This window comes from Paenibacillus assamensis DSM 18201 (assembly GCF_000422445.1).
GTDB lineage: Bacteria > Bacillota > Bacilli > Paenibacillales > Paenibacillaceae > Paenibacillus_B > Paenibacillus_B assamensis.
Genome location: NZ_AULU01000012.1, coordinates 20725 through 46561, shown reverse-complemented (window position 1 = coordinate 46561; position 25837 = coordinate 20725). Strand labels below are relative to the sequence as shown.

Here is a 25837-nt window from a genome sequence, read left to right as displayed (position 1 = left end):
CTGTGAAATATCACCCGCTACTCATTACCCGATAACTATTCAATTAAAACTTTTTGTAAATCTTTTGAAGTCAAACACTCCTCTACCATATATCATATTGATCAGCGTGATGAATATGAATGAGCATACACACCAGAAGCATACAGCCTGAATATAAACAACTTGAACAAACATAAGGAATATAGAATACAGCAAGCCAATTACACAGAACGCTCCCACCGCTTTTAATAGCAATGGATTGCTCCTCCACCGAAGGATTTGAAAGATAAAGAGCAGCAGCATGTAGTACATAAAACCAAACAGGGATACTGGAACAGATCCAATATAGGAAAATGGACTACTTGTCACTGTGGCACAATCCCCTACGGGACAGAAGAAATTATTCGAGAGTGAAAATACGTATATATACAAAGAGATAGCCACTCCCGCTAAAGACAGAACCTGCAGCAGCCAAAGACGTTTAATTGTACGCAAGTTGCCGCACCTCATTTACCATAGCTTTTAGATCGCCTTCATCATATCCGTTCATCCGCTTCTTGATTTCCCCATTAGCATCAACAGCATAGAAGACAGGGAAGATTTTCATTTTTAATGATTCTTGTATCTGGTTATCTGCATCTAGGATAGGAAATTGAAATTGTTGTTCCTGCCAAACGGCCTTATACTGCTCTCTCCCACCTTGTCCTACCATAACAAAAGGGATATCAGAATTGTTTTTTTCCCAATCGGCTAAATAAGGGTAAGATTGCTTGCAAATTTCACAATCTATTTTTGCCATCATAATAATGAAGGGCTTTCCTTTATAATCTTCAAGGCTGAACTCTTTGTTATGAACATCCTCCCCCTTCACTACAGGGAATGCATCTCCTTTTTGGAATCCACCCAAATCAGCAAACGCTTCCATAATCATCATCGGATTATTAATAACGTAAATCCCGACAATGGGGATAATCGCTAACAAACATAAAACAACAACTTTCCTGATCATTTTCATAAGCTACACCTCAATCATTCGAGTTGATTCCCACATACGTTCTTCCAATGACTTTGCTTCATAAAAACGAGCATAGTAATTGTCGTTCATCATCAGCTCCTCATGAGTACCCTGCTCGACTACTCTCCCCTCATGCAGCACTACGATAACATCTGCATTCAGTATCGTGCTTAAGCGATGAGCAATGACGATTCTAGTACAAGACAGCTCTGACAGATTCCTATCTACCCGTGTCTCCGTTATCGTATCTAATGCACTTGTCGCCTCATCCAATAACAGAACGACAGGTTCATGGACAAGCGCTCTGGCCAATACGATTCGCTGCCTTTGGCCACCAGAAAGATTGGAGCCATTCTCAGATATGACCGTCTCATATTTCATAGGCATTTCCATAATCGCATCGTGAATTTCAGCCTTTTTAGCTGCCTCCACAATTTGTTCCATCGAGGTTTCTGGATTATGAATAGAAATATTGTCACGAATAGAGCGATTAAATAGGAACGTATTTTGTGTTACGATCCCCATCTGGTTTCTGACTAAACGTTTGTCGATGGCATCCAGATCTGCTCCGTCATATAACACCGCTCCTTCTGTAGGCATATATAACCCGAGCAATAACGAAGCAAGGGTTGTTTTCCCTGATCCTGAGGCACCCACGATGGCGATTTTTTGACCGGTACTGACTTGTAAAGAAATATGTTCAACGACATTGTTCTGATAAGGACTATAACGAAAACTTACATTTTGCAGCTCTATATTGCCCTTCAGCTTATCTGGTGCTTTAACCTTATCTTCATCCTGTTCAGGGATTGACTCGATAATATCCATAATACGATTGAGATACACACCCATGATGACCATTTGATTCAGCGTCATAACGAGAGAACTAAGGGGAGTCAGGAAAGCAATCGCTAATGTAAAAAAAGCAAACATCGATCCTAATGTCATCACATTGGAAGATACCTGCTGAATGCCTAACAACAAAATTAGCAGCGGCGCAGCATAAGATAAAAAACTGACCAATGTGTCTACATTCCCTGACAAATAGCCTCTTTTTCTGTTCGCCGCCAACTGCTCTTGAAACATATTTGTCCAGCGCTGATAACTTATTTTCTCTGCACCTTCTGCCTTCACGACCGAAATACCATGAATGACTTCTGTTAAATAGCTGCTCGCTGCCGTCTGCTTCAGCAGTTCCTCCTGAGAATAACGCTTCATCATCGAATTAGCGACCAGAAGGACCGTAACCTGCGCTAGTCCAATTAAGAGAACCCAGCCTGTCATCATGGGGGACTGCTTATACATGTACACAAGAAATACAAGTACGAATCCACCATCCAGCACAGCTGTTACCATTCGATTCGAAAGAACTTCTCGAATGACCAAATTGCTATTTGCCCTTAATAATAAATCACCGCTTGTTCTCACTTGGAAAAAGGAGTACGGCAGGCGCAGCAAATGCCCGAAAAACGTGCTCATTAACTGCCAGTCAAATGCAACCTGCAGCTTTACCAAATACCTGCTTCGAAGAAACATAAATAAAGAATGGCAAACTACCAGTATAAGCATAGCCACAGCTATGACATGAAGCGTATCAAACGACCGGGGCAGCAGCACTTGGTCAACGATATATTGTGTTAGCATCGGAGTGGCAAGCGCAAGAAACTGAATCCATAATGACCACACTAGGATCGTTGACACAAGCCAGCGCTGCTTCGACATAATTTTGACGAACTTCAGCCATATCGTTTGTTTTTTGACCTTCACGACAGCTGAGGTAGGGGTCATGCTAAGAGCAACCCCTGCATACTTTTCCACAGCTTCTGTTAGCTCAACACTCCTTCTTCCCACCGCTGGATCCAATATAATTGCCTTATGGTCTGTTATTTTTTCTAATACTACAAAATGGTTATGTCCCCAATGCAGTATAATAGGCAGCGGTATCTTGTTCTGCCTTATCTCTTGCAATGATATACGAGAACCTTGACTATCCATACCAAGCGATCTAGCTACATTGCGCAGAACGAGAAGATTGGTCCCGTCTCTACCGTTGCTGCACATTTGCCTTAAATCTGACATTGGCACATTACATTGATAGTAAGACAAGATCATAGCCAAGCAGCATATCCCGCACTCACTCTGCTCCATTTGTTCTATAAAAGGAACTCTCCAACGAGCAGAGCTACCTCTTCTCATTAGCAGCCAAGAGGTCAGCTTACTCATAGTTGAAGCCCCTTCTCCTCTTTATCACTGTAACTCGGCCCTTCAAGAACAACTACTGATGGAATTGGGTTGTCATTTATACTTGCCATCCGGAGCAAGCCATAGCCAATTCCTGTTAAGCCAAGCATAAAGCTAGGCGTTTCTTCTTCTTGAGGAATGCCGCAGAACCAGCCGTTGCTTTCTGCCTCTGACAACGTATTCGCAGCATATTTCATAGCAATCTCTTTCATCTCATCATCTTCAAATTGTTCTGCTGCCAACAAGAGCACTTCCAAATTCCCAAGATCCCCGTGACACAGACAGTGACTACCACCAAAACCTTCGCGAACAGTGGTCTGAACGGCAATATCAATTTCTTCACGTATTTTTCCATCCGGATATTTGCGATAGTACATAAGACGTCCTAATGCAATCCCAGCTGCTCCGTGGCACCATTGGACAGGGGTACCTAGTCCTAATTCTTGGCGCTTCTCAACAAATCGGGTGTCCGACCAATTTCCAATACTCGCATCAAATAGTGTTCTTTCAAATTCAATGGTGCGCGCAGCCGTTTCTACATAGCGCTTATCTCCAGTGGCTTCAGAGAGCTCCGCCAACGCCCAAGCTATTCCTGCTGAACCATGCGATAAGCCCGCGATAGGCTCATGTCCTGCTTTGATATCAAATGACCAGCCACATCCGACTTCAAGCTCCTTCACTTCAGAAAGCAAGTGTTCACCGCAACGAACCGCTGCACGAAGCGCCTTTTCAGAACCTGTCATACTATATAAGCGCAGGCATACAACAATAGCTCCTGCATTACCACTAAGCAAATCATACATGACATCTTTTTCGATCAAAGGTTCCATACGCTCAACCAGTTGCTCAGCTTGCTGAATTAGCTCAGGCTTGTCCCACAAATGACCAAGATGCAACAGTACGTAAATAAAGGATGCATAGCCATAAAATGCAGAAACCGTTTTGACAGCACCTTCCGCATGTATAAATCGATATCCCGTATTTAAACAGGCTGATGCAATCGACTTATATTTGTCGATACCCGTCACATCGGCTAAGTAGGCATAAAAAAGGGCTACTCCCATTACACCGTCATACAAGCTGGCATCAAGCGGCGTAAACAGCCACTGGTCATGCTCATTGGCACCAAGTCCGATCCAAGTCACTTCTGTCCGCGCATCATTCCAGATTGCACTTCTTTCAAGTTGATCTCCGATCTGAATGGCCGCGGCTACATATTGCTCGCGAGCTGCGGTAACATTCCTATCTCGGAAAGAAGAATCGCGAGGAGAAAGCTTTGCATCCCATTTCTTAATCATCGTACTCATAGAAGTCCGAATATACGTGAGCTGCTGCTGACAATCTTCGTGACTAAGCTTCAGTAACCGTTCTATAACTTTGGACATACTATCCCGCTTATAATACGATGGCGTTTCTTTACCCCACTGATCCCATAAGCTAGCCGACCCAACCTTTGTATGAAACATCGGTACATCCCCATCCAGCATGCTGAGGCATTCAGAATGGACGATGTCCACGATTTCGGGCATTTGCTCTACCATGCGCCACATGAAATCAAATAACTGATTGCGATCTAGCCCATCTCTTAAATAATTTGGATGCAGACCTGCTTCAAGCATAGAGGCATACGATTGCGTATCGCGAATGATCGCACGAATGGGATCGTTAGAAAAGGCCCATATCGGTCCATCCTCCGCCAGTAGTTCTTCACGATGCTCTAATAGCAATTTGTATACGGTAACAAACCCTTCCATAATATCTTCCGTGTAATCTTGCGCCTGTATCAACTGATCCTGAAAGACAGGTCGATTATGGCTTCCTTGTAAAAATAGCTGCTTGCGCACCATTCTCATTTCATCCGTTCCTACGTCGGCAAACCCATATGTAATTTTCGGCACGGCTTGTCCGGCATAACCACCAAGACCGCTAATCTCAACACCTTGAAAAGCTCCCGACTTAAACAATGACACAGGCAGCAATCCGGTACGAAGCACAGATTCCATCAGCTTGTTCGATGCTATTTGCATAGCAAAGGTAGCATCTTCTGATACCATTCGATTTTGAAATAATGATTCTAAGTCGATAAGATAAGGATATTCTCCAGCAGCAATAATATTTTCAGAATGGAAATCCGTTGCGTCTAAAAAGTATAATAAGGCTAGGTAGCCGCCTTGGCGCAAATAAAAACGCTGCACCTGTTCAATACCTGTACAAGGGGCATTTGAAATGAAAGCTTCCCAGCCATAACGTTCGCGAGGCAGTATTTTTAGGATAGGATACGAGGGCTCAATTCCTTTCTCATTGATCCATGATAGTAGGTTTTGGAAATGAACATCGACAGAGAGTGAGCGTGGTTTATAGACGAGCTTCTTACCTGACTGAAACGTAAAAATCAATACACTACGCCCACCATTATGCAAATCCCCCCCACTATCAACCTCCACACACTCCGACCATCCTGATCCGAATACGGTTTGAATTTGCTCGTGATCAAGTAGTAAATGCTCAATTGCTTCCATCCTTGCAGCAATCACATACTTCATGGATGTACACATCATACGACCTAGTACCGGATACTTCTCCAAGAGAACCACAATATCTTCTGGACGAGTCAATCTCGTTGCAATAAAATGTTCAAATCTAGCCTCACGCGTTTCTCCTTGCAGTTCATTTGCTAATCTTGCTGCATTCAGCTCTAAAATTAACGTAGGACAAGCTAACGTTAACAGCGACTCGTAAATTGGCTTCAATAGGCTGCATACAAGTTGTTCGGATAAATATAGGTTGGGAGCCGCTTTCAAACGTAACTCTTTTAATTGTTTATTAACCTCATGCTTGCTCCACTTGAGAAAAGGAATAACGAACGAAAAGAATGGGGCTTTATTGCGTAGTTCGAAGGGGATATCATTATCCAACAGTTCAACATCGATTGGTTCATCGAAGATTGCTGTCACAATCTTGAACCAGTCAGCATCTTCCACGCAAGACTCAGGTACATCTTGTCCAAGAATAGATATAAACTCCGCTTCAGTAAGATGATCATACTGTAACCGGCGAGTTAACAAACCAAGCTGATCCAAACCTGTACGCTGACTCCATTTCTCTGCTTTTAGACGACCGATATCATTTTCTAAATTTGCATTTGCAGCTCCTCTTCGTTCATTCAAATAAGCTGCTTGCAACCAACTTTTTTTATTTAATAGAGAAGTCTTGACCATTTTATAGACTCCCTTCCATGTTTGGCATAATAATTGACTCTATACAGAATAAATCGACAGGACCGAAATCCTGTCGATTTAGAAACTTTCTTAAATTAGCAACAGTTAAACCAACGTGTACCAGGGCAATCTAGCGTATATGTGCACACCCAGCCACAACCATCTTTTTTACCACCTGCTACATCAGCCAACTCTTCATCAGATAAGTTATTGATTACATTGTTGAGATTTTCCATCGTAGGTTCACCTCATATCATAGTTTTGGTGGAAACGGCGCCATCTCCTATAACCTATTATAAAAGGCCGTGCGTCTTCTTACCTTGAGTAAACGTTAAGGACGAGCCTAAATTTTTCTTAAGTTTCCTATATAAGAATTTATATATATGTAAATATACACTATTGTTAATGACTAGCTATTTTGGTAGTTTAGTAGAAACTTTGCTATTCCATTGTAGTCATTTTTTCTATAGGGAGGCGTGCTGTTTTGATCGTTTTATTAACAGAGAATCACAATCTAGTCACCCTGTTTACCTGTATCCTGCGCCAACATCATATAGAGATTCAACATACGAACTGTTGGAAACGCTTGCATGAGTTGTCCATTGCTCCTAATTGTATAGCTGTTATTTTGGATTTCCCCGAGCCCGATATGGAGCATTTTGAGCTATGGAAAGATGCAATGAACCAATTACTGCCTCCTATTTTTATCATGAGCACCAATGATACCGAAGTAAAACGTGTTATTTTGCAGCAGCAAGCCCATATACAGCTACTTGCTCCATTAGCCGTATTAACCAAGCAGTTACAATCCACTCGGTATTTAGATAACGATTTCCATTCCACCTCGCATGTATATGAGCTAGCTCCAGGAATCATCTTTGATTTAGCCGGTCATCGCATTATACGAAACGACTGTCACATCCTACTATCTAGTACAGAGTTTAAAATCGTCTATCTATTGATCAAACATATTAACCGTACATTAACAACAGAGGAGATCATCGACTTGGCCGATCTTATAAGTCCATCCAATTTATATATTCACATTAAAAATATCAGAGATAAAATTGAAGATGATCCTCGCAACCCATCCATATTAGTAACCATAAGAGGTAAAGGTTATAAATTGAAAGCTGCTGCTTCCTCGTAACAACATGACCTACCCTATCGTTCAAAAGATTAAAGAACATCTCTTCTAATAAAACTCCATAATCCTAACCCAGCCAATACGATGAACAAGGGAATCGCAATCCCTACACTTGAACCTATAGACAGCACATCAAATCCCTCTCCAGAGGGCAGCATATTGAGCGCCGGGTATGACCATAAGTAATAACCAGCATATTGGGAGTTAGTTATCAATACACCTGCAATAGCTGTTGCGGCACTAATTCCCATTGGAATTCCAATACCGGGGTAGCGAATGCTCAACCATTGCTGAATAGCGATGATTGGCCAGCACATCAACCAACCAAGTAATCCTTTGACTAAGATTACGGAATACGGAAATCCCTCTTCAATACCCAACCATTTTCCACTCACAAACACACCTAGTAATAGCAACAGAATAGATACACCCGTCAATAGAATAAGTACTGTCATCTTGGCCATATAGATTACACTTTTAGGAATCGGAAGGCTCAGCAAGTATTTCCACGAACCATCAGCATGCTCTGTTCTACTCATCAATATCCCTAATATTCCAATCGACATTGGTAGCAGCAAAATACTGTACCACAATACGATTTGAACATATAGCTTCAGCCAAGCTGTTCCCTCTTCTTTGACCAGCACGGATTCGAACCTCATAAAGTTCATATCTCCATTCAACACCATAATAACAGGCGCTAAGATAACGACCAGCCAAACGAGAGAACGCCTTAGCTTAAAAAACTCTACACGCAATACTCTTACATACGTCCCCATTTTACTCATCCTTTCTCTTTCTAAACATCTCGTCTAGAAAATTCCCACAGCGCAACAACGGTAACCATTACAGCGACAGTGATTGACATCATACTTGTATAGCCTGGCTCATACGGCTCGCCAATGGGAGCAGTCAAGAACGGGTATACCCAAGGGAACCAATGGGTTGCTTCGGACTGAGATAGAAACAAAGAAGCAATAATACTAACGATACCTATCGCCAATGGAACAGAGAAATTTTGAAACTTCGTACTTAGCCATACTTGAATCGAGATAATTGCTGCACAGCCAAGCAGCGGATAGATAAATACCCATCCAACCCTATCCCAAGGAATTGCTCCTTCAAATCCAAGCGTTGAACCAATTGCTACGACTCCAATGGTTACAATTAACGAACTCAGAAGAAGCAAGCAGCAGCATAAGAGCAGCTTAGCTAGATACATCGTGCTGCGCTGCATAGGCATGGTCAATATATACTTCCATGCATGGCTGGAATGCTCCACAGCCGACAACATCCCAGCTACGATTGCAACTAATATAGGAAGAACAAGTGCGCCCCAAAACGAGCCTATCTCCTGAATGAGTTCCCACCAAGGTGATGTACTATTTTTCAGAAGGATGGAACCCCTCAATCGGAAGTTAATAAATTGAAGCATTAAAATAAGCAAAGGTGCACCTAATACAACGAGCATAATTCTACTCCGCTTGCACTTGAGCCATTCTACTCTTGTCGCAAGTAACAGATTCATTATAAGGACCCTTCCCTTCCCGTAAGTTCTAGGAAAATATCCTCCAATGATTTCGTTTGCACATGCAGACGAGATACTCGAAACCCTGAGCGTACTAGTAGATCATTAATTTTTGCAGCAGATTGTTCATGACCAGAAATGTGAATAAAATCATCAGCCCGTATTGCAGGGAAGTGTGTATCTTGCAAGAACGAAATTGCTTCGTTTATATTTTCATCTACTCGGATGTGTAATGTGGGTTGGTTTTTTTGTTGGAGTTGTTGAATCGTCCCTTGGAAAATTAGGCTGCCTTGTTCGATAATGCCAACATGGGTTGCAGTTAACTCCATTTCGGCAAGATTATGACTGGAGATAAGTACGGTTATGCCGTATTGTTGGGGTAATTGTTTAATAAGTTCCCTAATTTCAAAGATCCCTGCAGGATCAAGTCCATTCGTCGGCTCGTCTAAAATAAGAAGATCAGGATTATTTAGCAGTGCAAGCGCAATGCCTAGCCGTTGTCTCATACCAAGGGAGTATTGTCTAACGAGACGGTGAGCTGCCTCTTCCAAGCGAACAATCTTCAATACACGTTCAATCTCAGATGTATTGGCTCGCAGCAATTTACAAGTCGCTTGCAAGTTCTCATATCCAGTAAGATTACGGTAATACGAAGGGGATTCGACAAGTGAGCCGATTCGACTTAATATCTCGATTCGATTCGTCCGAATGTCCTTTCCGAACATTTTGATACTGCCTGAACTTGGCCTCATCAAACCAAGAAGCATTCGTATCGTCGTTGTCTTACCAGCACCGTTCGGGCCTAAGAAACCATAAATTTGACCTCGTTGTATTTGCATATCGACTTGATTAACAGCTACGTAGTCCCCAAAAGTTTTTCGCAATCTAGACGTTTCTACCAAAATGCTATCCCGCCGCTCGCTCATATTGTGCCCCTTTCATCTTCACAATTAAAACTTATACGACTATTGTAACTGATCAAATACATGATTAGCCTTTCATTATTGTAAGGTTATTCCACTTCAAACAACTATGAGCAAAAAAATGCCGTATCGCCTCATAAGGCAATACGGCCATATATATGTTCTAGGGGTAAACTGTAAACCATGAGAAAAGATGAAACGGATACTCCTTGTTCAACGGACAAGCCGTTGTGTCAAGGTTATGAAGTCGTGCGGCAGCCCTCCTTTGCTCTACTCATCTGTCATTCGGTCCACTATCAGAATAACGTTACTAGATTAAACGAATCTGAGCGAAACCTTAAAATCAGATAAAATCAGACTGGACGACTTATATCCCTATTTTCTCTATGATTTACGCAGTTTTACTTCAGCAATCAATTGCTCTGCAAGCAAACCTAACCCGTTAGCTGTGCGCTCTTCCGTAACTTGACCCTCTTCGTTAAACACGTTCGGATCAGCGATAATTTGATTAGGCAGCGTGTTCACATACAAGGAACGCAGAACCGTTCTCAAGTTATTCAATGCGTTAATGCCACCCTTGCCCCCACCAGCTGTCGCAGCAATCGCGCACGGCTTCCCGGAAAAGTCCTTTCCACCCAGAAAGTCGAGAGCGTTCTTCAAAGCTCCACTCATTGCTCCATGATATTCTGGCGTACAGATAACATAGCCATCTGCCTCATGAACTTGTTGTACCAGCTTACGCACGATCTCAAGTTCATACTGAGACTGATCATACTCATAAAGTGGAAGCTTATCCGTGTTGAGATCGAACACTTTGCAAGTAGCGCCGGCTGCCTCTAATTGTTGCTGCACATGGCGTATGACCTTGCTAGAATTAGAACCTTTACGGGGACTTCCTGATATTAATAATAGTTGAGTCATGGTAACGCTCCTTCCATAAGCACCTTCAAAAATATGGATACTTTATCCTTTTCATTCTATTATATATGAAACCACACAATTGTCACTGCTGGGATTTTTCTATATCCATGTAAATAAAAAGACACACCCTTTCAATGTTCTCCATTGATCGGATGTGTCTTTCACTATTTATATTTGCTTCAAAGCTTATTGGCCGCTCTTCAATTCCGTCCAAAGGCGGTCATACAATTGAATCTTGTCGCCTACGTCAGCCAACCACTCCGTACGATTCATTTCCTCGTCCGTTAGGTTGATCATCGGGTTCTCGTTGTATTCCTTGCTATGATATGGCTTCGCTGCTGCAATTGGATTGCTGTAGCCGATAGCTTCATAGTTCGTTGCACTGTTTTGAGGATCCATCATAAAGTTGATGAATTTTTCTGCCAACTCTTTATTTTTCGCTCCTTTAGGGATAGCGAAGTTATCAGAGAAGATCGTGCTGCCTTCCTTTGGTACAACATAAGCGATATCTGGATTTTCAGCAGCTGCGAATGCAGCGTCACCAGACCATAGTGTTCCAATCCAAGCCTCTTCTTGAATCATTTTCTGCTTAATGCTGTCTGTATCGAATGCCAATACGTTAGGAACGAGCTTACGCAGATCGTCCACAGCTGCATTGATCTCTGCATCATCGCGAGAGCTGTTGGACTTGCCAGCTTTTTTCAAAGCCATACCGATCACTTCACGGTTGTCATCTAGCAATAGCACTTTTCCTTTGTAAGCTGGATTCCAAAGATCTTCCCAGCTATCTGGCGCCTCTTTGATGTACTTCTTATTGTACGCAATACCTGTAACACCGGACATATACGTTACCGAATGCTTATTGTCTGGATCATACTCAGGGTTCTTGAACTTATCAGCCAAATGCTTGAAGTTAGGAATGTTATCCTTATTCAACTCTTCCAACAAACCTTGCTGCACCATCGTTGCAACCATGTAATCGGATGGCTGGATCAAGTCGTAGTTAGCACCACCCGCTTTGATCTTTGCCAACAACTCTTCATTGTTTGCGAAGTACGTATAGTTGACCTTCACATTGTTTTCTTTTTCAAACTTCTCTATCATTTTTGGATCAAAATTATCTGCCCACCCATACAAATTCAATGTGGGCTGGGAGGAACCGCCTGTACAACCGGATAGAACCGTAAGTGCCAATATTCCTGTCAATAAAAGTGCAATCCATTTTTTGTTCAATTCAAAATACCCCTTTCTGATCCGTAACTTTTGTTACTTAATTTAGTGCCTGATGATTTCCCATCTGCATACACTAGCAGCTCGAATCACCTAATCATAGTATTAGAATGGCAGCATATTACCGCGCTTATCACCATTACCACGGTTAACAAGCCATTGCGCCGCAACAATTAGCGTCACACTAAGTACGATTAGAATCGTACATAACGCATTAATCTCCGGAGAGATACCACGTTTCACCGAGCTGTAAATATATATTGGAAGGGTTGATGATTCTGGCCCCGCCACAAAATAGCTAATCATAAAGTCGTCGATTGACAGCGTGAACGCAATGAGCGCTCCGGCAATAATACCAGGCCAGATCGTTGGCAATGTTACATGACGGAACGTCTGCCAAGGTGTTGCCCCTAGATCTGCCGCAGCCTCTTCCCATTGCTTACCCAAGTTCGCTAAGCGTGAACTGACAATAACATATACATAAGAGATACTAAAGGTAATATGCGCAATAATAACTGTTGTTTTGCCGAGGTCAAATTTTAGCTGACTGAACAAAATCAACAGCGATAAACCCATAATGATATCAGGAACGATAATCGGCAAATACAGCAAGCTGTTCAATGTCTTCTTATGCTGCATCTTGCGAATCGCCAACGCGACCATCGTACCTAAGACGGTTGAAACGATTGTTGAGACGAACGCGATAAACAGGCTGTTCTTTACAGCCGTCATCACATTATCGTTCTGGAACAACTTAATGTACCAGTCAAATGTGAAGCCGCTCCAATTGGTGCTCATCCGTGAATCGTTAAACGAGAACACGACAATAAGCAGCACAGGAATATAAATAAAAGCGAGCATTAAAAAGGAGTGGATCGACAATAACGGATGTTTCCTTTTCGACTGTGCCGTCATCATGCTTTCGCCTCCCTCGCCGCATCATACTTGGAACGCATCGCACGATTAAAGAGACCGATAATAATCATCGAGCTAATAATAAAAATAACCGATAGCGCTGAGCCGAACGGCCAGTCGCGCGCCCCAAGAAATTGATTTTGAATAATGTTACTAAGCATTTGTGACTTCGCGCCACCGAGAATATCGGATATAACAAACATCCCCGTTGTCGTAACAAATACAAGCACACTGCCGGTCATAATACCAGTCTTTGTTTGTGGCAACGTAATATGCCAGAATGACTTCCAACGACTTGCGCCCAGGTCGCTTGCAGCTTCCAACAAACGCTTATCCATTTGCTCCAACGCAACATAGATGGGCAGTACCATATAGGGAATGAAGGTGTAAACCATTCCGAGAATTACAGCTCCATCCGTGTACAGCAATTGCAACGGCTCCTGTATAAGCCCAATATCAAGTAATAACGAGTTCACTACACCTTGCGTGCGAAGCAGGATGACCCATGCATACGTACGAATAAGAAAGTTAATCCAGAATGGTATCGTAATCGCGATAAGCCATAGCTTCTGTGCACGGGCGCTGACCGTCGTAATATAGTAAGCCAACGGATAGCTCAACAATAAACAGAGTACGGTCGATATAAGCGATACCCAGATCGTATCCCAATAAATACCCAAATACAGCGGATCAAAGAACCGAGCATAATTATCAAAGTTAAAGTTCCAAATAATATTCCCCAAATTATCCCGCTGCATAAATGAAACAACAACGACAGCAGCCATCGGAATAATGAGAAACAAGGACAGCCACAATACGACAGGTGCAACAAGGCCGAAGGTACGTTTATTCATCGACCGACTGTCACCTCATCCTGTTCGTTCCAGTGCAGCCCTACTTGCTGTCCAAGCTTCCACTCACGAATATCTGTGAAGTCTAATGCACTAGTCACCGATGTTTGCTCATCATCCAAGTGAACAATCAGCTTATGAATATTACCTAAATACAAAATATCTTGAATAATGCCTTGTTTACGTGCCCCTTCCAGTTGCTCGCTAACACGAACCTTTTCTGGACGAACCGTATATAAACGCTCTTCTTCATGGAATATGTTATTCTCTCCAATGAAAGTAGCTGCAAACAACGTCTCCGGGCGTTCATACACTTCGCGAGGCGAGCCTATCATTTCAATGCGCCCTGCATTCATGATGACAATACGATCAGACATCATCATTGCTTCTTCTTGATCATGTGTAACATAGACAAACGTAATGCCCAAACTGCGCTGCAATTGCTTCAGCTCAGCCTGCAAGTTTTTGCGAAGCTGTAGATCAAGCGCACCCAACGGCTCATCCAGCAAAAGAACTTTTGGCTTGTTCGCAATCGCACGGGCGATCGCTACACGCTGTTGTTGTCCACCAGAAAGCTGATGCGGATAACGCTTTGCAAGAGCTGTAAGCTGCGTCAGACGAATTGCCTCTTCTATACGAACGCGCTGCTCAGCAGCGTCGATCTTTTTCATTTTCAGACCAAACGCAATATTCTCCTCCACCGTCATATGGGGGAAGAGCGCATAATGTTGAAATACTAAGTTTAAGTTTCGCTTATTCGGCGGCAATTGTGTTACATCTTCTCCATCAAGACGGATCACGCCTGAAGATGGTTGTTCAAAACCGGCAATCATACGAAGTATCGTCGTTTTCCCGCATCCGCTCGGACCGAGCAGTGTCAGAAACTCCCCCTCATCAATTGTCAGAGACAGGGGATGCACAACGGGTTGCCCGGCAAAATGCTTTTCTACATTTTCCAGATGAATCATAATTAATCAACCCTTTCCCGTCATCCGTAGACAACGTAAATAGTTATATCATAAAAAAAAGCCATATCCATTGGTATGGCTCCCAAAGTGTACATTAATTTTTTGCATATTCAATATACATCGTTTTGACAACTGTTACAACTAGTTTTACGTAATTTCGACATATCCATACGTGAAATTTCACGTAAATAACGTTTTTATCCCATAAAACGGCTAACTATCCTGTATTTTAACGGAAAAATGCCCAAAAATGAACCGCCCATTGAGTTGACACTCATAAGCGGTTCGTTTTTTGATTCGTAATGGATTTGTTATTTGAGCTCGAATTGCAACTGCACATTTATTTGTATTTTGACCTGACCTGCTTGAGGAGCACTTGGCGCCACCTTAGCCATATTGTCATGAGCCATTTCAGCTACAGCTATTCGTGGTATGGAGAAATCACTGCCTGATTCTGAAATTGTAGTTACTTGGCCAAGCTGACGACCACTCGCTTTTGCTAATGCCTGAGCCTTTTTCGTACCATTCGCCACAGCTTTTTCTAAAGCTTGCAGCTCTAAGCTCTCAGTGTTCTCGATACCAAATGAAATATTAGAAATATCATTTGCCCCTGCTTTAGATGCAGCATCGACAAGCTCGCCTAATTGATTCAATTTGCGGTAGTTTACTTTTACTTGATGTCTCGCCTCATAACCTACTATTTTAGGTTCCTGATTGTCTTTATAGGAGTATTGTGGCTGAACACTAAACTGCACCGTCTTAACATCTTTGTTATCTACACCATGACTCGTTAGTGCTTTTTTCACTTTGTCGAACTTCTCAGCATTAAGCTTCTGAGCCTCGTCCGCTTTGTTAGCTTTTGTAACTACGCCCAATATCACGTACGCAATATCGGGATCTACCTCAAGCGTAGCTTGACCTGTAACGGAAATAACGTTTCTGTTCGCATCTGTAGTGACAGCGGCAGAAGCCGTACCCGGCTGAAGCTGCACAGAAGTTACAAATAATGCGGCACTTAGTGCCACGGCTACCATAGTTCGCTTCCAAAGTTGATGCATAACAAACCCCTCCAAGTGTAAATTGTTTATAATTCTTGTCTCCTAAACGCGAGAAGAAGGAAAATGTTGCACCCAGCTATGAAAATCATTGCTCTAATTTCTCATTTTTTTACCGCTTCACTCATTCCGATAAGATAACACCTTAGACTTGGTCATAACTTCCTCGAATTCATCTGCCACCGTGGAATCCCACGTGATGCCTCCACCAACACCATACACAGCCTGCTGCGTCTCCTTATCGATTAAAACCGTACGAATTGCTACGTTGAACAACACTTGTTGATCAGGTGTAATCAGCCCAATCGCGCCGCAATAAATATGACGAGGCTCGTCCTCTAGCGAATCAATAATTTGCATGGTACTGATCTTTGGCGCACCTGTAATCGATCCGCATGGGAACATCGCGCAAAACAGTTCGAATAACGTTGTATTCGGTTTTGTCTTTGCTTCCACTGTAGATGTCATCTGATACACCGTTGGATACGGCTCAATTTCGAATAATTTTGGAACTTTCACAGAACCAACAGCAGCGATTTTGCTAATATCATTGCGAAGTAAATCGACAATCATCAAGTTTTCTGCTCGGTTCTTCTCAGAAGCAGCCAATTCCTCTTTTTGCTGTTCATCAGCTATTCCGATTCCGCGCGGCGCCGTTCCCTTCATCGGTTTCGTCACAATGGTTTCTCCGTCCCAACGGAAAAACAGTTCAGGCGAAACCGATAAAATCCGATAACGTCCTAAATTGAAATACGCGGAATAATTCCCGTTTTGCGCCGCCTTCAGATGCTCATAATACGAGCGGTCGTCACCCTCAAATTCAGAGTGGAACCGGATTGTATAGTTAACTTGATAGGTATCCCCACTTGCTATGGCATTATGTATTTGTTTAATACCGTCCTCATACCGACCATAATCTGTAGATGACCTCCATTCTGACACCTGATAAGGCTGCTGCTGATGCGGCTTTACCACCGATGGTTTGTCATATATACCGAACCATACTAAAGGAAAATCGCTATGGGTCGCATTTACTTTATAATGTGTATGGAAAGCTGGCGAACTTTCATAAGAGACATAACCAACCACATATTTCTCTTGCTTCATAGCTAATTGCACTTGCTCAAAAATAGCTTCCACTTCTTCGATTTGATTAGCTTGCAATACTTGCAAAGGATGCTCAAATACTAACGTTTCTTGGTTAAAATCCATTACAATGTAAGGAACATGCTCCAGCCCCACCTAAAAACACTCCTAACCTTCAACAATTTCAATATTGCCGAGAGCTTTACTTTATTAAACACTTATATACTATAATAACTAACAAAAAAGTGCTGAAACAAGAGGTTCATTCCGTTCCCCTTGCCTCAGCACTCTGACGATCTTCAACTTACAAATGTACATGCATATACTTACAAACTGCTTCTACAACTCAATTCGCCTTATATTGAGAACGCAGTTTGAGAGGAGAACTCTTATTCCTTACATGTCGACAACGAAGCCACCACATTCTGAATCATCTGAATGCCTGCATTATGACGCAGCGATAAAATAGATTCTGGATGGAACTGCACCGCTGTAATCGGAAGTGTATGATGCTGCACCGCCATGACGACCCCATCCTCAGACATTGCCGTCACATCTAAACAAGTTGGAACAGTACTAGCGTATAACGAATGATAGCGGCTAACTTCAACACCGCTCTCAAGGCCATTCCATAGGTGGCATGGTTTAACGAAATCCAGCACCGTACCCTTGCCATGCTGTGGATAGTCTAGTGTCCCCAACGAGCCGCCAAAGTACTCTACAATACCTTGCAGTCCTAGACACACACCGAATATCGGTATGTTGTGCTGCAAACAAAGCTCAATTGTTTCATTTAACTGAAATTGTTCCGGTCTACCAGGACCCGGAGACAAGACAACAAGATCAAAGGACTGTTTCGTTAGCTGCTCTCTTGCTACCGAAGAGCGATACGTAATGACGTCCGCTCCCGTCTGTTTAAAATAATTCCCTAGCGTATGCACGAAGGAATCTTCATGATCCACAAGTAGAATGCGCTTGCCTTTACCTACTTGAATCTCAGCAGGAGGAGCATCCTGCTTCTGATTCCATCCACGGATTGCTTTCACAAGTGCCGCAGCCTTTGTTAACGTTTCTTCCTCTTCCAACTCTGGAATAGAATCGTATAACAACGTAGCACCAACTCTAATCTCAGCCATTCCATTTCTGATGCGAATGGTGCGTAGTGTAAGGCCTGTATTTAAATTACCATTGAAGCTGTATACACCTACAGCACCCCCATACCAGCCACGAGGCGTCTGTTCATGCTGTTCAATCCATTGAATAGCTGCACGCTTAGGGGCACCTGTCACGGTTACCGCCCACATATGGGTCATAAAGGCATCCAACGCATCATACTGCGGCTCCAAATAGCCTTCGACATGGTCTACAGTATGGATCAGATGAGAATACATCTCTAGCTGTCTGCGCCCTATCACTCGTACAGAACCAGGCTTGCAAATACGGGATTTGTCATTGCGATCAACGTCCGTACACATAGTTAGCTCAGCTTCATCTTTAGCGGAATTGAGAAGTTCACGTATGTTGTTCGCATCTTCAATGGCATTGCCGCCGCGCTTAATTGTACCTGATATCGGACAAGTCTCGACACGACCATTTTCAACGCGGACATACATCTCTGGGGAAGAACCAACAAGCATCTCGTTCCCCAAGTTTACGATAAACCCATATGGACTAGGGTTCAATTGCTTTAACCGCAAAAAGATTTGCGAAGGACTGTCATAACAAGGCTCATATAGTGTTTGAGAAGGAACAACTTCGAACATGTTGCCAACTCTAAATTCTTCAATAGCTACACGAACTAAGTCCGCATACTCTCCTGATTTATATTCAACATTCATATTTGGGTTAGTGGGTTGGGTTGCGACTGCAGGTGTGATTCTAGGTAGCCCAGCAGTCATACGTCCATCGACTTCGAATTCATACGACATGCGATAGGCACAAGACATCTGGTGATCCACGACAATTAGCTCATCCGGTAGAAATAGAATAATTTCTGATTCGCCTTCTTGGCGTTCGTGCTTACTAGCCACTGGCTCGAGTTGAAATACGAGATCATAACCAAAAGCACCGTACAAGCCTAAGAAAGAATCCTCTTCAGAGTAAAATAAGTTCTTAATTTGTCGCAACACCTGAAAAATCGATGGCTGGCTCGTTCGCTCTTCCTCGGTAAAAGAAGCATCTGTTCTTAGTATGCTGCCTTCGATGCGCTCATCCGTTCTTATTACTTCAATTGTATCAAGCTGCAATAGCGCTCGATAAATTGCTGGTACAAGCACCTCACCGCGCTCATTCAATGGTTCGATGTAGAATCGTGGACCTGATGAACGCAGTTGCAAAGAAGGATGAACAAACCCCATATCCCAGCGGGAATACCTTCCAGGATATTCATAAGAACTAGAATATAGCGCACCTCTTGCACCATCAATCCGGCTTAAAATACTATCAACCGCTTGTTCTTCTTCTACCATCTCAATGGTACGGTACACCTGAATACTGCCTTTCGTCTTGTAGGACTGCTGCTTAGGGTTGTAAGTGATGTGGGATAAAATACTACTCATAACGTTGGCCTCCGTTTCTGAACAGAGGAGAACAGGGTAGTCTCAGTGGAGAAAAAAATGATAAACGTAGTACCTCTTCACTCAGCTCAACTCATCCTGTCTCATCTCATCTAAACTAAACTATTCTAAACTAACCTCATCATATCATTGCAAACTCAGACTCACAATACCATACATGCTTAAACCAAACATTTCTCAGTTTCCACATTAATTCCTTTGTATATATCAATTTTCATACAGTTTCAAATACATCATGCACACTTGAAGTTTGGCTTCATGGCAGCAATAAGATTCAATAGCCGTATTCTAAAGTTTTTCTAAAGAAGGTTGATTATGGTCATAAAATCGGTCATGATATACATAGGAAAACGTTCCACTTACGTCAGGTTTCACCTTCATAATGTATAAATTACATCAAGTTCTACCCTGCAACTACGATTTCCACTGACTATATCCTACTCCTCGATTGGCATTGCCATCTGATTAAGCTAACGAAGTCCGATATTCCAGTTTCATCACAGCGATTACGATATGAATAATGAATATAAAGAAACCCGCCTGCACAAGACAGACGGGCCTATTTCATCGTTCTATTAGTTATCTAATTCTTCCTTGCTTACCAAAGCAACCAAAGCAGCTACCGCTTGGTCTGCATCAGCACCATCAGCAGTGATCGTAACAGAAGTTCCAGAGCTGATCGCGAGACTCATGATACCCATGATGCTCTTCGCGTTCACTTTCTTATCTTCTTTTTCAACAAAAATATCAGAGGAATATTTGTTAGCCTCTTGAACGAACAAAGCTGCAGGTCGAGCGTGTAAGCCTGTCTTCAGTCGTACAACAACTGGTTGTTGAGCCATGCGTACTATACCCCCTACTTAGATTCCGTGTATTTGTAATCTTTATTCTAACATACCTAAATGTTACTTTTCTTGCAACAATTCTGTTCAATTTATCACATTATAGCATTATTATAGCGTTTTCACTAGCGTTAAGTCGCTAACTATTGCGAATACGCTCTGCTAATTCATCAAGCTTGCGCAATCGGTGGTTAACGCCCGATTTGCTTACCTTCCCTTTCAGTAGTTCCCCGACTTCTTTTAGATTAATATCCGGATGTGCCAAACGAACCTCTGCTACTTCCTTCAATTTATCTGGCAAGCTGTCGAGCCCTACCTTACTCTGGATCAACTTGATATTATCAATTTGACGAACGGCTGCGCCAATCGTCTTATTTAAGTTGGCCGTCTCACAGTTCACGATCCGGTTAACCGAATTGCGCATATCACGCATAATGCGCACATCCTCAAACTTAAACAAGGCTTGATGAGCACCAATAATGTTCAAGAATTCGATAATCTTCTCGCCTTCTTTGAGGTACAGTACAAAGCCTTTCTTCCGTTCAATAAACCGAGCATTCAAGTCAAATTCATTTGCCAGATCGACAAGCGCTTTGCAATGCTCCTCATACATCGAGTAGATCTCTAGGTGGTAGGATGATCCTTCAGGATTATTCACCGATCCTCCTGCAAGAAACGCTCCTCGCAAGTAAGCTCGCTTACAGCAATTGTTTGCCAATGCTCGCTTATCTATACCATCCGTGAACATAAAACCTTCCGAGACGATATGCAGATCTTTTAGCATCTCCTGCACATAGGCAGGTATGCGCACAATATAAACATTGTTTTTCTTTAGGCGCATCTTCTTGCGTACCAGCAACTCCGTATGCACTTGATAATGCGCCTTTACTAGTTTATAAATACGCCGCGCAATTGCAGCATTCTCTGTCGACACATCAAGTATTACTTTACGGTTAGAAGATAACTGGACCGAACCGTTCATACGCATAAGCGCAGATAGTTCCGCCTTCTCGCAGCACCCGTCCCCTTCAATTAACGTTAATTCCTTCTTGGTCTGTGCCGCGAAAGACATCGTCCATTCACCTCTTTCGTAACATCCAATTTTCCACCAACTGATAGATATGGTGGCTTAATTTATCCGCATCATGTCTCAAATACGTACGGAACAGCACTAAGGAATCGGCAATCACTTTATACCCTCGGCTTTTCACTTCTTCAAGATCCAAATGAACGGCGCGAGCGCCTTTCTCTGCATACCTATCCTGTACTTGAGGTGGAATTTCACCATCATTCACGATGATATAGTCAAATAACTGGTGACCAATATGTTCTTGAATTGCATCCAGATGATCACCTACTGTGTAATTGTCGGTCTCGCCAGGCTGAGTCATCACATTACACACAAACAGCTTTACCGCCTTAGAATTTAATACGGCTTCCGCCAATTCCGGTACTAATAAATTGGGCATAATACTTGTATACAAACTGCCAGGTCCAATCAGAATGGCATCCGCTTCCTTCAAGGCCTGAACTGCCTCCGGCAGTGCCCGAACATCATGCGGCTCTATACATACACGCTTGATACGTTTGCCTACCTTAGGAATATTGGACTCGCCTTCTACAATGGTTCCATCTACCATCTCCGCCTTTAATAACACGGCTTGATTGGCAGCAGGCAGCACACGGCCCCGAACAGCTAAGACGCGGCTTAGCTCTCTAACACCAGCAACAAAGTCACCCGTAATATCCGTCATCGCAGCCAAAATTAAATTGCCCAAGCTATGTCCTGCAAGGCCACTACCCTGATGAAAACGGTATTTTAACATTTCAGACAAAGAAGGTTCCACATCAGCCAGTGCCGTCAATACGCTGCGTATATCGCCTGGCGGGGGCATATGCAGTTCACTGCGTAAAATCCCCGAACTGCCTCCATCGTCAGCTACTGTTACGATAGCGGTAATATCGAGTGGTTTCTCTTTCAGCCCACGCAGCATAACAGATAGGCCCGTTCCTCCACCCATAACGACAATACGCGGTCGATTGTGCGTTCCTTCAAAGTCTGCATCCTTATGCGTCATCGCTGCGACCTCCTGTTAGTGACGATCCCTCTCAGAATCACGATGGCTCACACGTACGACTTCCGTATCACTTGAACCAATCATGCGTCCCAAGTATTCAGCAATAGCCACTGAACGATGTTTGCCGCCTGTACAACCGATACCGATGACTACTTGTCCCTTGCCTTCTTTCTGATACTGTGGAATTAAGAAATTAAGCATATCCAACAGCTTCTGCAGAAAAGCTTGGGTTTCAGGCCATTTCATCACATAATCATACACTTCAGCATCCTGCCCCGTCCGAGGGCGAAGAGCATCTACATAATGAGGATTAGGTAAAAATCGCACATCAAATATGAGGTCTGCATCTATCGGCACTCCATACTTAAATCCGAACGAAGTTACGTTAATCGGCATAATTTGCTGATTGGTGTGGTTGAAGCGTGAGATAATACGCTCTTTAAGCTGTGCAGGCTTCAAGTTGCTCGTGTCGATAACTTGTGTCGCCCAACCTTTCAATTCTTCAAGCAACTTACGTTCCTGATGGATACCATCAAGCGGCATGCCATCTGGAGCAAGGGGATGACGACGACGGCTTTCCTTGTAGCGACGTACAAGCACACCATCTGTTGCATCCAAAAATAAGATTTCACAACTAATCGTATAATGATCTCGGATATGATTTAATGATTCCGATAAGGCCGTAAAAAATTCCCGTCCGCGCAAGTCAATTACGAGCGCCACCTTGCCGATTTTTCCTTTTGATTGCTCGATAAGTTCTGCAAACTTCGGAATTAAGACAGGGGGTAAATTATCTACACAAAAGAAACCCAAATCTTCTAGACTCTGCACCGCGATCGTCTTCCCTGCACCAGACATGCCGGTAATAATGACGAGCTTCGCCAATGCGGATGTTTCCGTTGATTCATTCATCGTTCGTCCCCTCCTTGTCCGAATCGATTACGAACCGAATCTGTTTCAACTCGTACCTATAGCCTACTAAATTGTATTCAACATACAACTGGAACACATCATACTACGAACGAATAAACAACCCTGCTGCACCGATCATTCCTGCATCGTTGCCTAGTTGAGCTGCTTCAATAGTAACACCAAGCGTGACAGGTTCAGGCGACAATTTCATAAACGATTCTCTGATCTGCTCGAATAAGAATTCGCCTGCCTTCGATACGCCGCCACCGATAATGAAGCGCTGCGGATTCAATGTCACTGCTACAGCAGCCATCGACTTGCCGATATAGTAAGCAGCACGACTTACGATGCGGATTGCCACTTCGTCTCCTGCTTTAGCAGCATCAAATACATCTTTTGCTGTAATCGCTTCTTCAAGCAAGGACAAGGATGTGCGATCTCCGCGTTCAACTGCATCATTAGCCATGCGAATAATGCCTGTTGCGGAAGACACCGTTTCCAAGCATCCCATCTTGCCACAGCCGCATTGAATCGCTTCCAAATCTGGAATAACCGACATATGTCCAAGCTCTCCAGCAAGTCCGTTAAATCCTTGTACAATCTTGCCATCGATAATGATTCCGCCGCCTACACCTGTTCCAAGCGTATAGCACACGCAGAAATCGATGCCTTTGCCTGCTCCGCTCCATACTTCACCCAATGCTGCTACATTCGCGTCATTGTCAATCTTAATCGGCTTGCCCAAACGTTCTTCTAATATGGAACGAATCGGCACATCCTTAAATCCTACATTGGGCGCTAGCAAGATAACGCCTTCCTTCACATTCGTGAACCCAGCAACACCTGCGCCGACTCCAGCAACCTGACTCCAATCGTAGGATGATTCCTCTACGATATGACGTACATATTTCTCGATGTTATCGATTACCGCTTCAGGACCTTTCGGCACCTCGGTTGGACCCTCAAAAACTTGCAATAGATTTCCTTCTGTACTTACGAGTCCGACCTTAATTGCCGTTCCTCCCAAATCGACACCCACGTAGATTTGCTCAGACATGCGTCATCCACCTTTTATTCATAATCGTATGGTACTTCTGTACCCAATATACGCGAACCCACTAGTGAGGTCAAGAGAACCCACTGGCTGAACACATAGAGACGGAGCCATTGCGACTCCGTCTAAACTTGGTTGTCATCTATCAATGAAAAACATATTTATAATATGGATATTACCTACTAACGCGAGTTATGCCATTAAAGGCTTTTGCTCCAGTCATGCACCATATTGCCTTCAAGATATTTCTCACAATCCAATGCAGCCTGACATCCTGAACCCGCAGCTGTAATGGCTTGACGATATTTCGTATCGAATACATCGCCTGCAGCAAAAATACCTGGAACGCTAGTTTCTGTTGTACCTGGAGTAACTACGATATAGCCGTTCTCATCAAGATTCACATGACCACGCAAGAAGTCTGTATTCGGCTTGTGACCGATTGCTACGAATAGACCATCCGTCTCAATAACGCGCTCTTCACCTGTCTCGTTGTCCTTAACACGAAGACCCGTAACACCCATGCCTGTTGCCTCTACTTCGATTGGCGTTACGTTAAGATCCCAGCTAATTTTGCTGTTCTCACGAGCACGATCCTGCATAATTTTCGATGCGCGCAGTTCATTGCGACGGTGCACCAATGTTACGCCAGAACCAAAACGAGTTAAGAAATTAGCTTCTTCCATAGCGGAATCTCCACCACCAACAACGACGATCTTCTTATTACGGAAGAAGAAACCGTCACATGTTGCACATGCACTAACCCCTTTACCCAAGTTCTCTTGCTCACCAGGAATGTTCATATATTTAGCAGAAGCACCTGTCGCTACAATGACAGCCTCCGCTACGATTTCGCCAATTCCTTCAACTTGCAGCTTAAATGGACGCTCAGACACATCTACGCTTGTAACCCAACCTGTTTTGAAAGTCGTTCCGAAACGCTCCGCTTGCTTGCGCATATTGTCCATCAATTCTGGACCCATAATGCCCTCAGGGAAGCCAGGGAAGTTCTCAACATCTGTCGTTGTAGTCAGCTGTCCACCTGGTTGAGGACCTTCGATAACGAGTGGCTCCATGTTGGCACGTGCCAAGTAGATAGCCGCTGTATAGCCAGCAGGACCTGTTCCGATTACGACAACTTTGTGTATTTTTTTCTCCATTGTAACTTCCTCCTATATAACATAATGTTCAGCATATATATCATCTTTATCAAATAAAAGGCATTTTCGTAAAGCTAGCTTGATGATTAATGGTTCAACGCAATCCACCCAATTAGCGTATTCAATACAACAGACTGT

Annotated in this window: 23 protein-coding genes; 1 reads left to right on the top strand and 22 read right to left on the bottom strand. The window is 43.2% G+C overall.

Annotated elements, in window-relative coordinates; genetic code table 11:
- Window positions 1-39: 39 nt before the first annotated feature.
- The 5 genes from H580_RS26985 to H580_RS25790 all read right to left on the bottom strand — a co-directional run bounded on the left by H580_RS26985 (window position 40) and on the right by H580_RS25790 (window position 6689).
- On the bottom strand, window positions 40-489 hold the full coding sequence (locus H580_RS26985; protein ID WP_084509084.1) for a vitamin K epoxide reductase family protein: 450 nt from the start codon (window positions 487-489) through the stop codon (window positions 40-42).
- On the bottom strand, window positions 461-994 hold the full coding sequence (locus tag H580_RS0108495; protein WP_028594394.1) for a TlpA family protein disulfide reductase: 534 nt from the start codon (window positions 992-994) through the stop codon (window positions 461-463). The genes H580_RS26985 and H580_RS0108495 overlap by 29 nt, the downstream gene beginning before the upstream one ends.
- Before the next feature lie 3 nt (window positions 995-997).
- A complete protein-coding gene (locus tag H580_RS0108490) occupies window positions 998-3217 on the bottom strand; it encodes a peptidase domain-containing ABC transporter (protein ID WP_051217346.1) in 2220 nt (739 codons plus the stop codon).
- A complete protein-coding gene (locus tag H580_RS23770; protein WP_051217345.1) occupies window positions 3214-6453 on the bottom strand; it encodes a type 2 lanthipeptide synthetase LanM family protein in 3240 nt (1079 codons plus the stop codon). The genes H580_RS0108490 and H580_RS23770 overlap by 4 nt, the downstream gene beginning before the upstream one ends.
- Window positions 6454-6548: 95 nt before the next feature.
- On the bottom strand, window positions 6549-6689 hold the full coding sequence (locus tag H580_RS25790) for a type A2 lanthipeptide (RefSeq protein WP_084509082.1): 141 nt from the start codon (window positions 6687-6689) through the stop codon (window positions 6549-6551).
- A gap of 248 nt (window positions 6690-6937) precedes the next feature.
- Between H580_RS25790 and H580_RS25420 the strand changes: the two genes are divergently transcribed.
- The gene (locus H580_RS25420; RefSeq protein WP_051217344.1) at window positions 6938-7603 is read left to right on the top strand and encodes a winged helix-turn-helix domain-containing protein; all 666 of its coding nucleotides are present in this window, start codon (window positions 6938-6940) and stop codon (window positions 7601-7603) included.
- Window positions 7604-7632: 29 nt separating this feature from the next.
- On the opposite strand, the gene H580_RS0108470 is transcribed toward H580_RS25420, so the two are convergent.
- The 17 genes from H580_RS0108470 to trxB all read right to left on the bottom strand — a co-directional run bounded on the left by H580_RS0108470 (window position 7633) and on the right by trxB (window position 25699).
- Window positions 7633-8379 (bottom strand): ABC transporter permease, encoded by a 747-nt coding sequence (locus tag H580_RS0108470; protein WP_028594392.1) that lies wholly within the window; start codon window positions 8377-8379, stop codon window positions 7633-7635.
- 20 nt (window positions 8380-8399) lie between these two features.
- Window positions 8400-9128, bottom strand: coding sequence for an ABC transporter permease (locus H580_RS0108465; RefSeq protein ID WP_028594391.1), 729 nt, complete (start codon window positions 9126-9128; stop codon window positions 8400-8402).
- A complete protein-coding gene (locus H580_RS0108460) occupies window positions 9128-10054 on the bottom strand; it encodes an ABC transporter ATP-binding protein (RefSeq protein WP_028594390.1) in 927 nt (308 codons plus the stop codon). The genes H580_RS0108465 and H580_RS0108460 overlap by 1 nt, the downstream gene beginning before the upstream one ends.
- A gap of 381 nt (window positions 10055-10435) precedes the next feature.
- Window positions 10436-10972: an NADPH-dependent FMN reductase gene (locus tag H580_RS23760; RefSeq protein WP_036604923.1), complete on the bottom strand. Its 537-nt coding sequence runs from the start codon at window positions 10970-10972 to the stop codon at window positions 10436-10438.
- Window positions 10973-11158: 186 nt separating this feature from the next.
- The gene (locus H580_RS0108450) at window positions 11159-12205 is read right to left on the bottom strand and encodes an ABC transporter substrate-binding protein (protein WP_028594389.1); all 1047 of its coding nucleotides are present in this window, start codon (window positions 12203-12205) and stop codon (window positions 11159-11161) included.
- A 102-nt stretch (window positions 12206-12307) separates the two neighbouring features.
- Window positions 12308-13120: an ABC transporter permease gene (locus tag H580_RS0108445; protein ID WP_028594388.1), complete on the bottom strand. Its 813-nt coding sequence runs from the start codon at window positions 13118-13120 to the stop codon at window positions 12308-12310.
- Window positions 13117-13971 carry an ABC transporter permease gene (locus tag H580_RS0108440; protein WP_028594387.1) on the bottom strand — a complete coding sequence of 285 codons (855 nt, stop codon included), beginning with the start codon at window positions 13969-13971 and terminating at the stop codon, window positions 13117-13119. The genes H580_RS0108445 and H580_RS0108440 overlap by 4 nt, the downstream gene beginning before the upstream one ends.
- Window positions 13968-14936 (bottom strand): ABC transporter ATP-binding protein, encoded by a 969-nt coding sequence (locus tag H580_RS0108435; protein WP_028594386.1) that lies wholly within the window; start codon window positions 14934-14936, stop codon window positions 13968-13970. The genes H580_RS0108440 and H580_RS0108435 overlap by 4 nt, the downstream gene beginning before the upstream one ends.
- 311 nt (window positions 14937-15247) lie before the next feature.
- A complete protein-coding gene (locus H580_RS0108430) occupies window positions 15248-15994 on the bottom strand; it encodes an SIMPL domain-containing protein (protein ID WP_036604921.1) in 747 nt (248 codons plus the stop codon).
- A 117-nt stretch (window positions 15995-16111) separates the two neighbouring features.
- Entirely contained in the window at window positions 16112-17233 is a 1122-nt protein-coding gene (pabB, locus tag H580_RS23755) for an aminodeoxychorismate synthase component I (RefSeq protein ID WP_051217343.1), read from the bottom strand.
- 233 nt (window positions 17234-17466) lie between these two features.
- Entirely contained in the window at window positions 17467-19635 is a 2169-nt protein-coding gene (locus tag H580_RS0108420; RefSeq protein ID WP_051217342.1) for an anthranilate synthase component I, read from the bottom strand.
- 593 nt (window positions 19636-20228) lie between these two features.
- Entirely contained in the window at window positions 20229-20495 is a 267-nt protein-coding gene (locus H580_RS0108415) for an HPr family phosphocarrier protein (protein ID WP_028594383.1), read from the bottom strand.
- A 139-nt stretch (window positions 20496-20634) separates the two neighbouring features.
- A complete protein-coding gene (gene whiA, locus H580_RS0108410) occupies window positions 20635-21567 on the bottom strand; it encodes a DNA-binding protein WhiA (RefSeq protein ID WP_028594382.1) in 933 nt (310 codons plus the stop codon).
- A 7-nt stretch (window positions 21568-21574) separates the two neighbouring features.
- A complete protein-coding gene (locus H580_RS0108405; RefSeq protein ID WP_028594381.1) occupies window positions 21575-22573 on the bottom strand; it encodes a gluconeogenesis factor YvcK family protein in 999 nt (332 codons plus the stop codon).
- A gap of 15 nt (window positions 22574-22588) precedes the next feature.
- On the bottom strand, window positions 22589-23485 hold the full coding sequence (gene rapZ, locus H580_RS0108400) for an RNase adapter RapZ (protein ID WP_028594380.1): 897 nt from the start codon (window positions 23483-23485) through the stop codon (window positions 22589-22591).
- A gap of 103 nt (window positions 23486-23588) precedes the next feature.
- Window positions 23589-24542 (bottom strand): ROK family glucokinase, encoded by a 954-nt coding sequence (locus H580_RS0108395; protein WP_028594379.1) that lies wholly within the window; start codon window positions 24540-24542, stop codon window positions 23589-23591.
- Window positions 24543-24739: 197 nt separating this feature from the next.
- Entirely contained in the window at window positions 24740-25699 is a 960-nt protein-coding gene (gene trxB, locus H580_RS0108390; protein ID WP_225445894.1) for a thioredoxin-disulfide reductase, read from the bottom strand.
- Window positions 25700-25837: the final 138 nt, after the last annotated feature.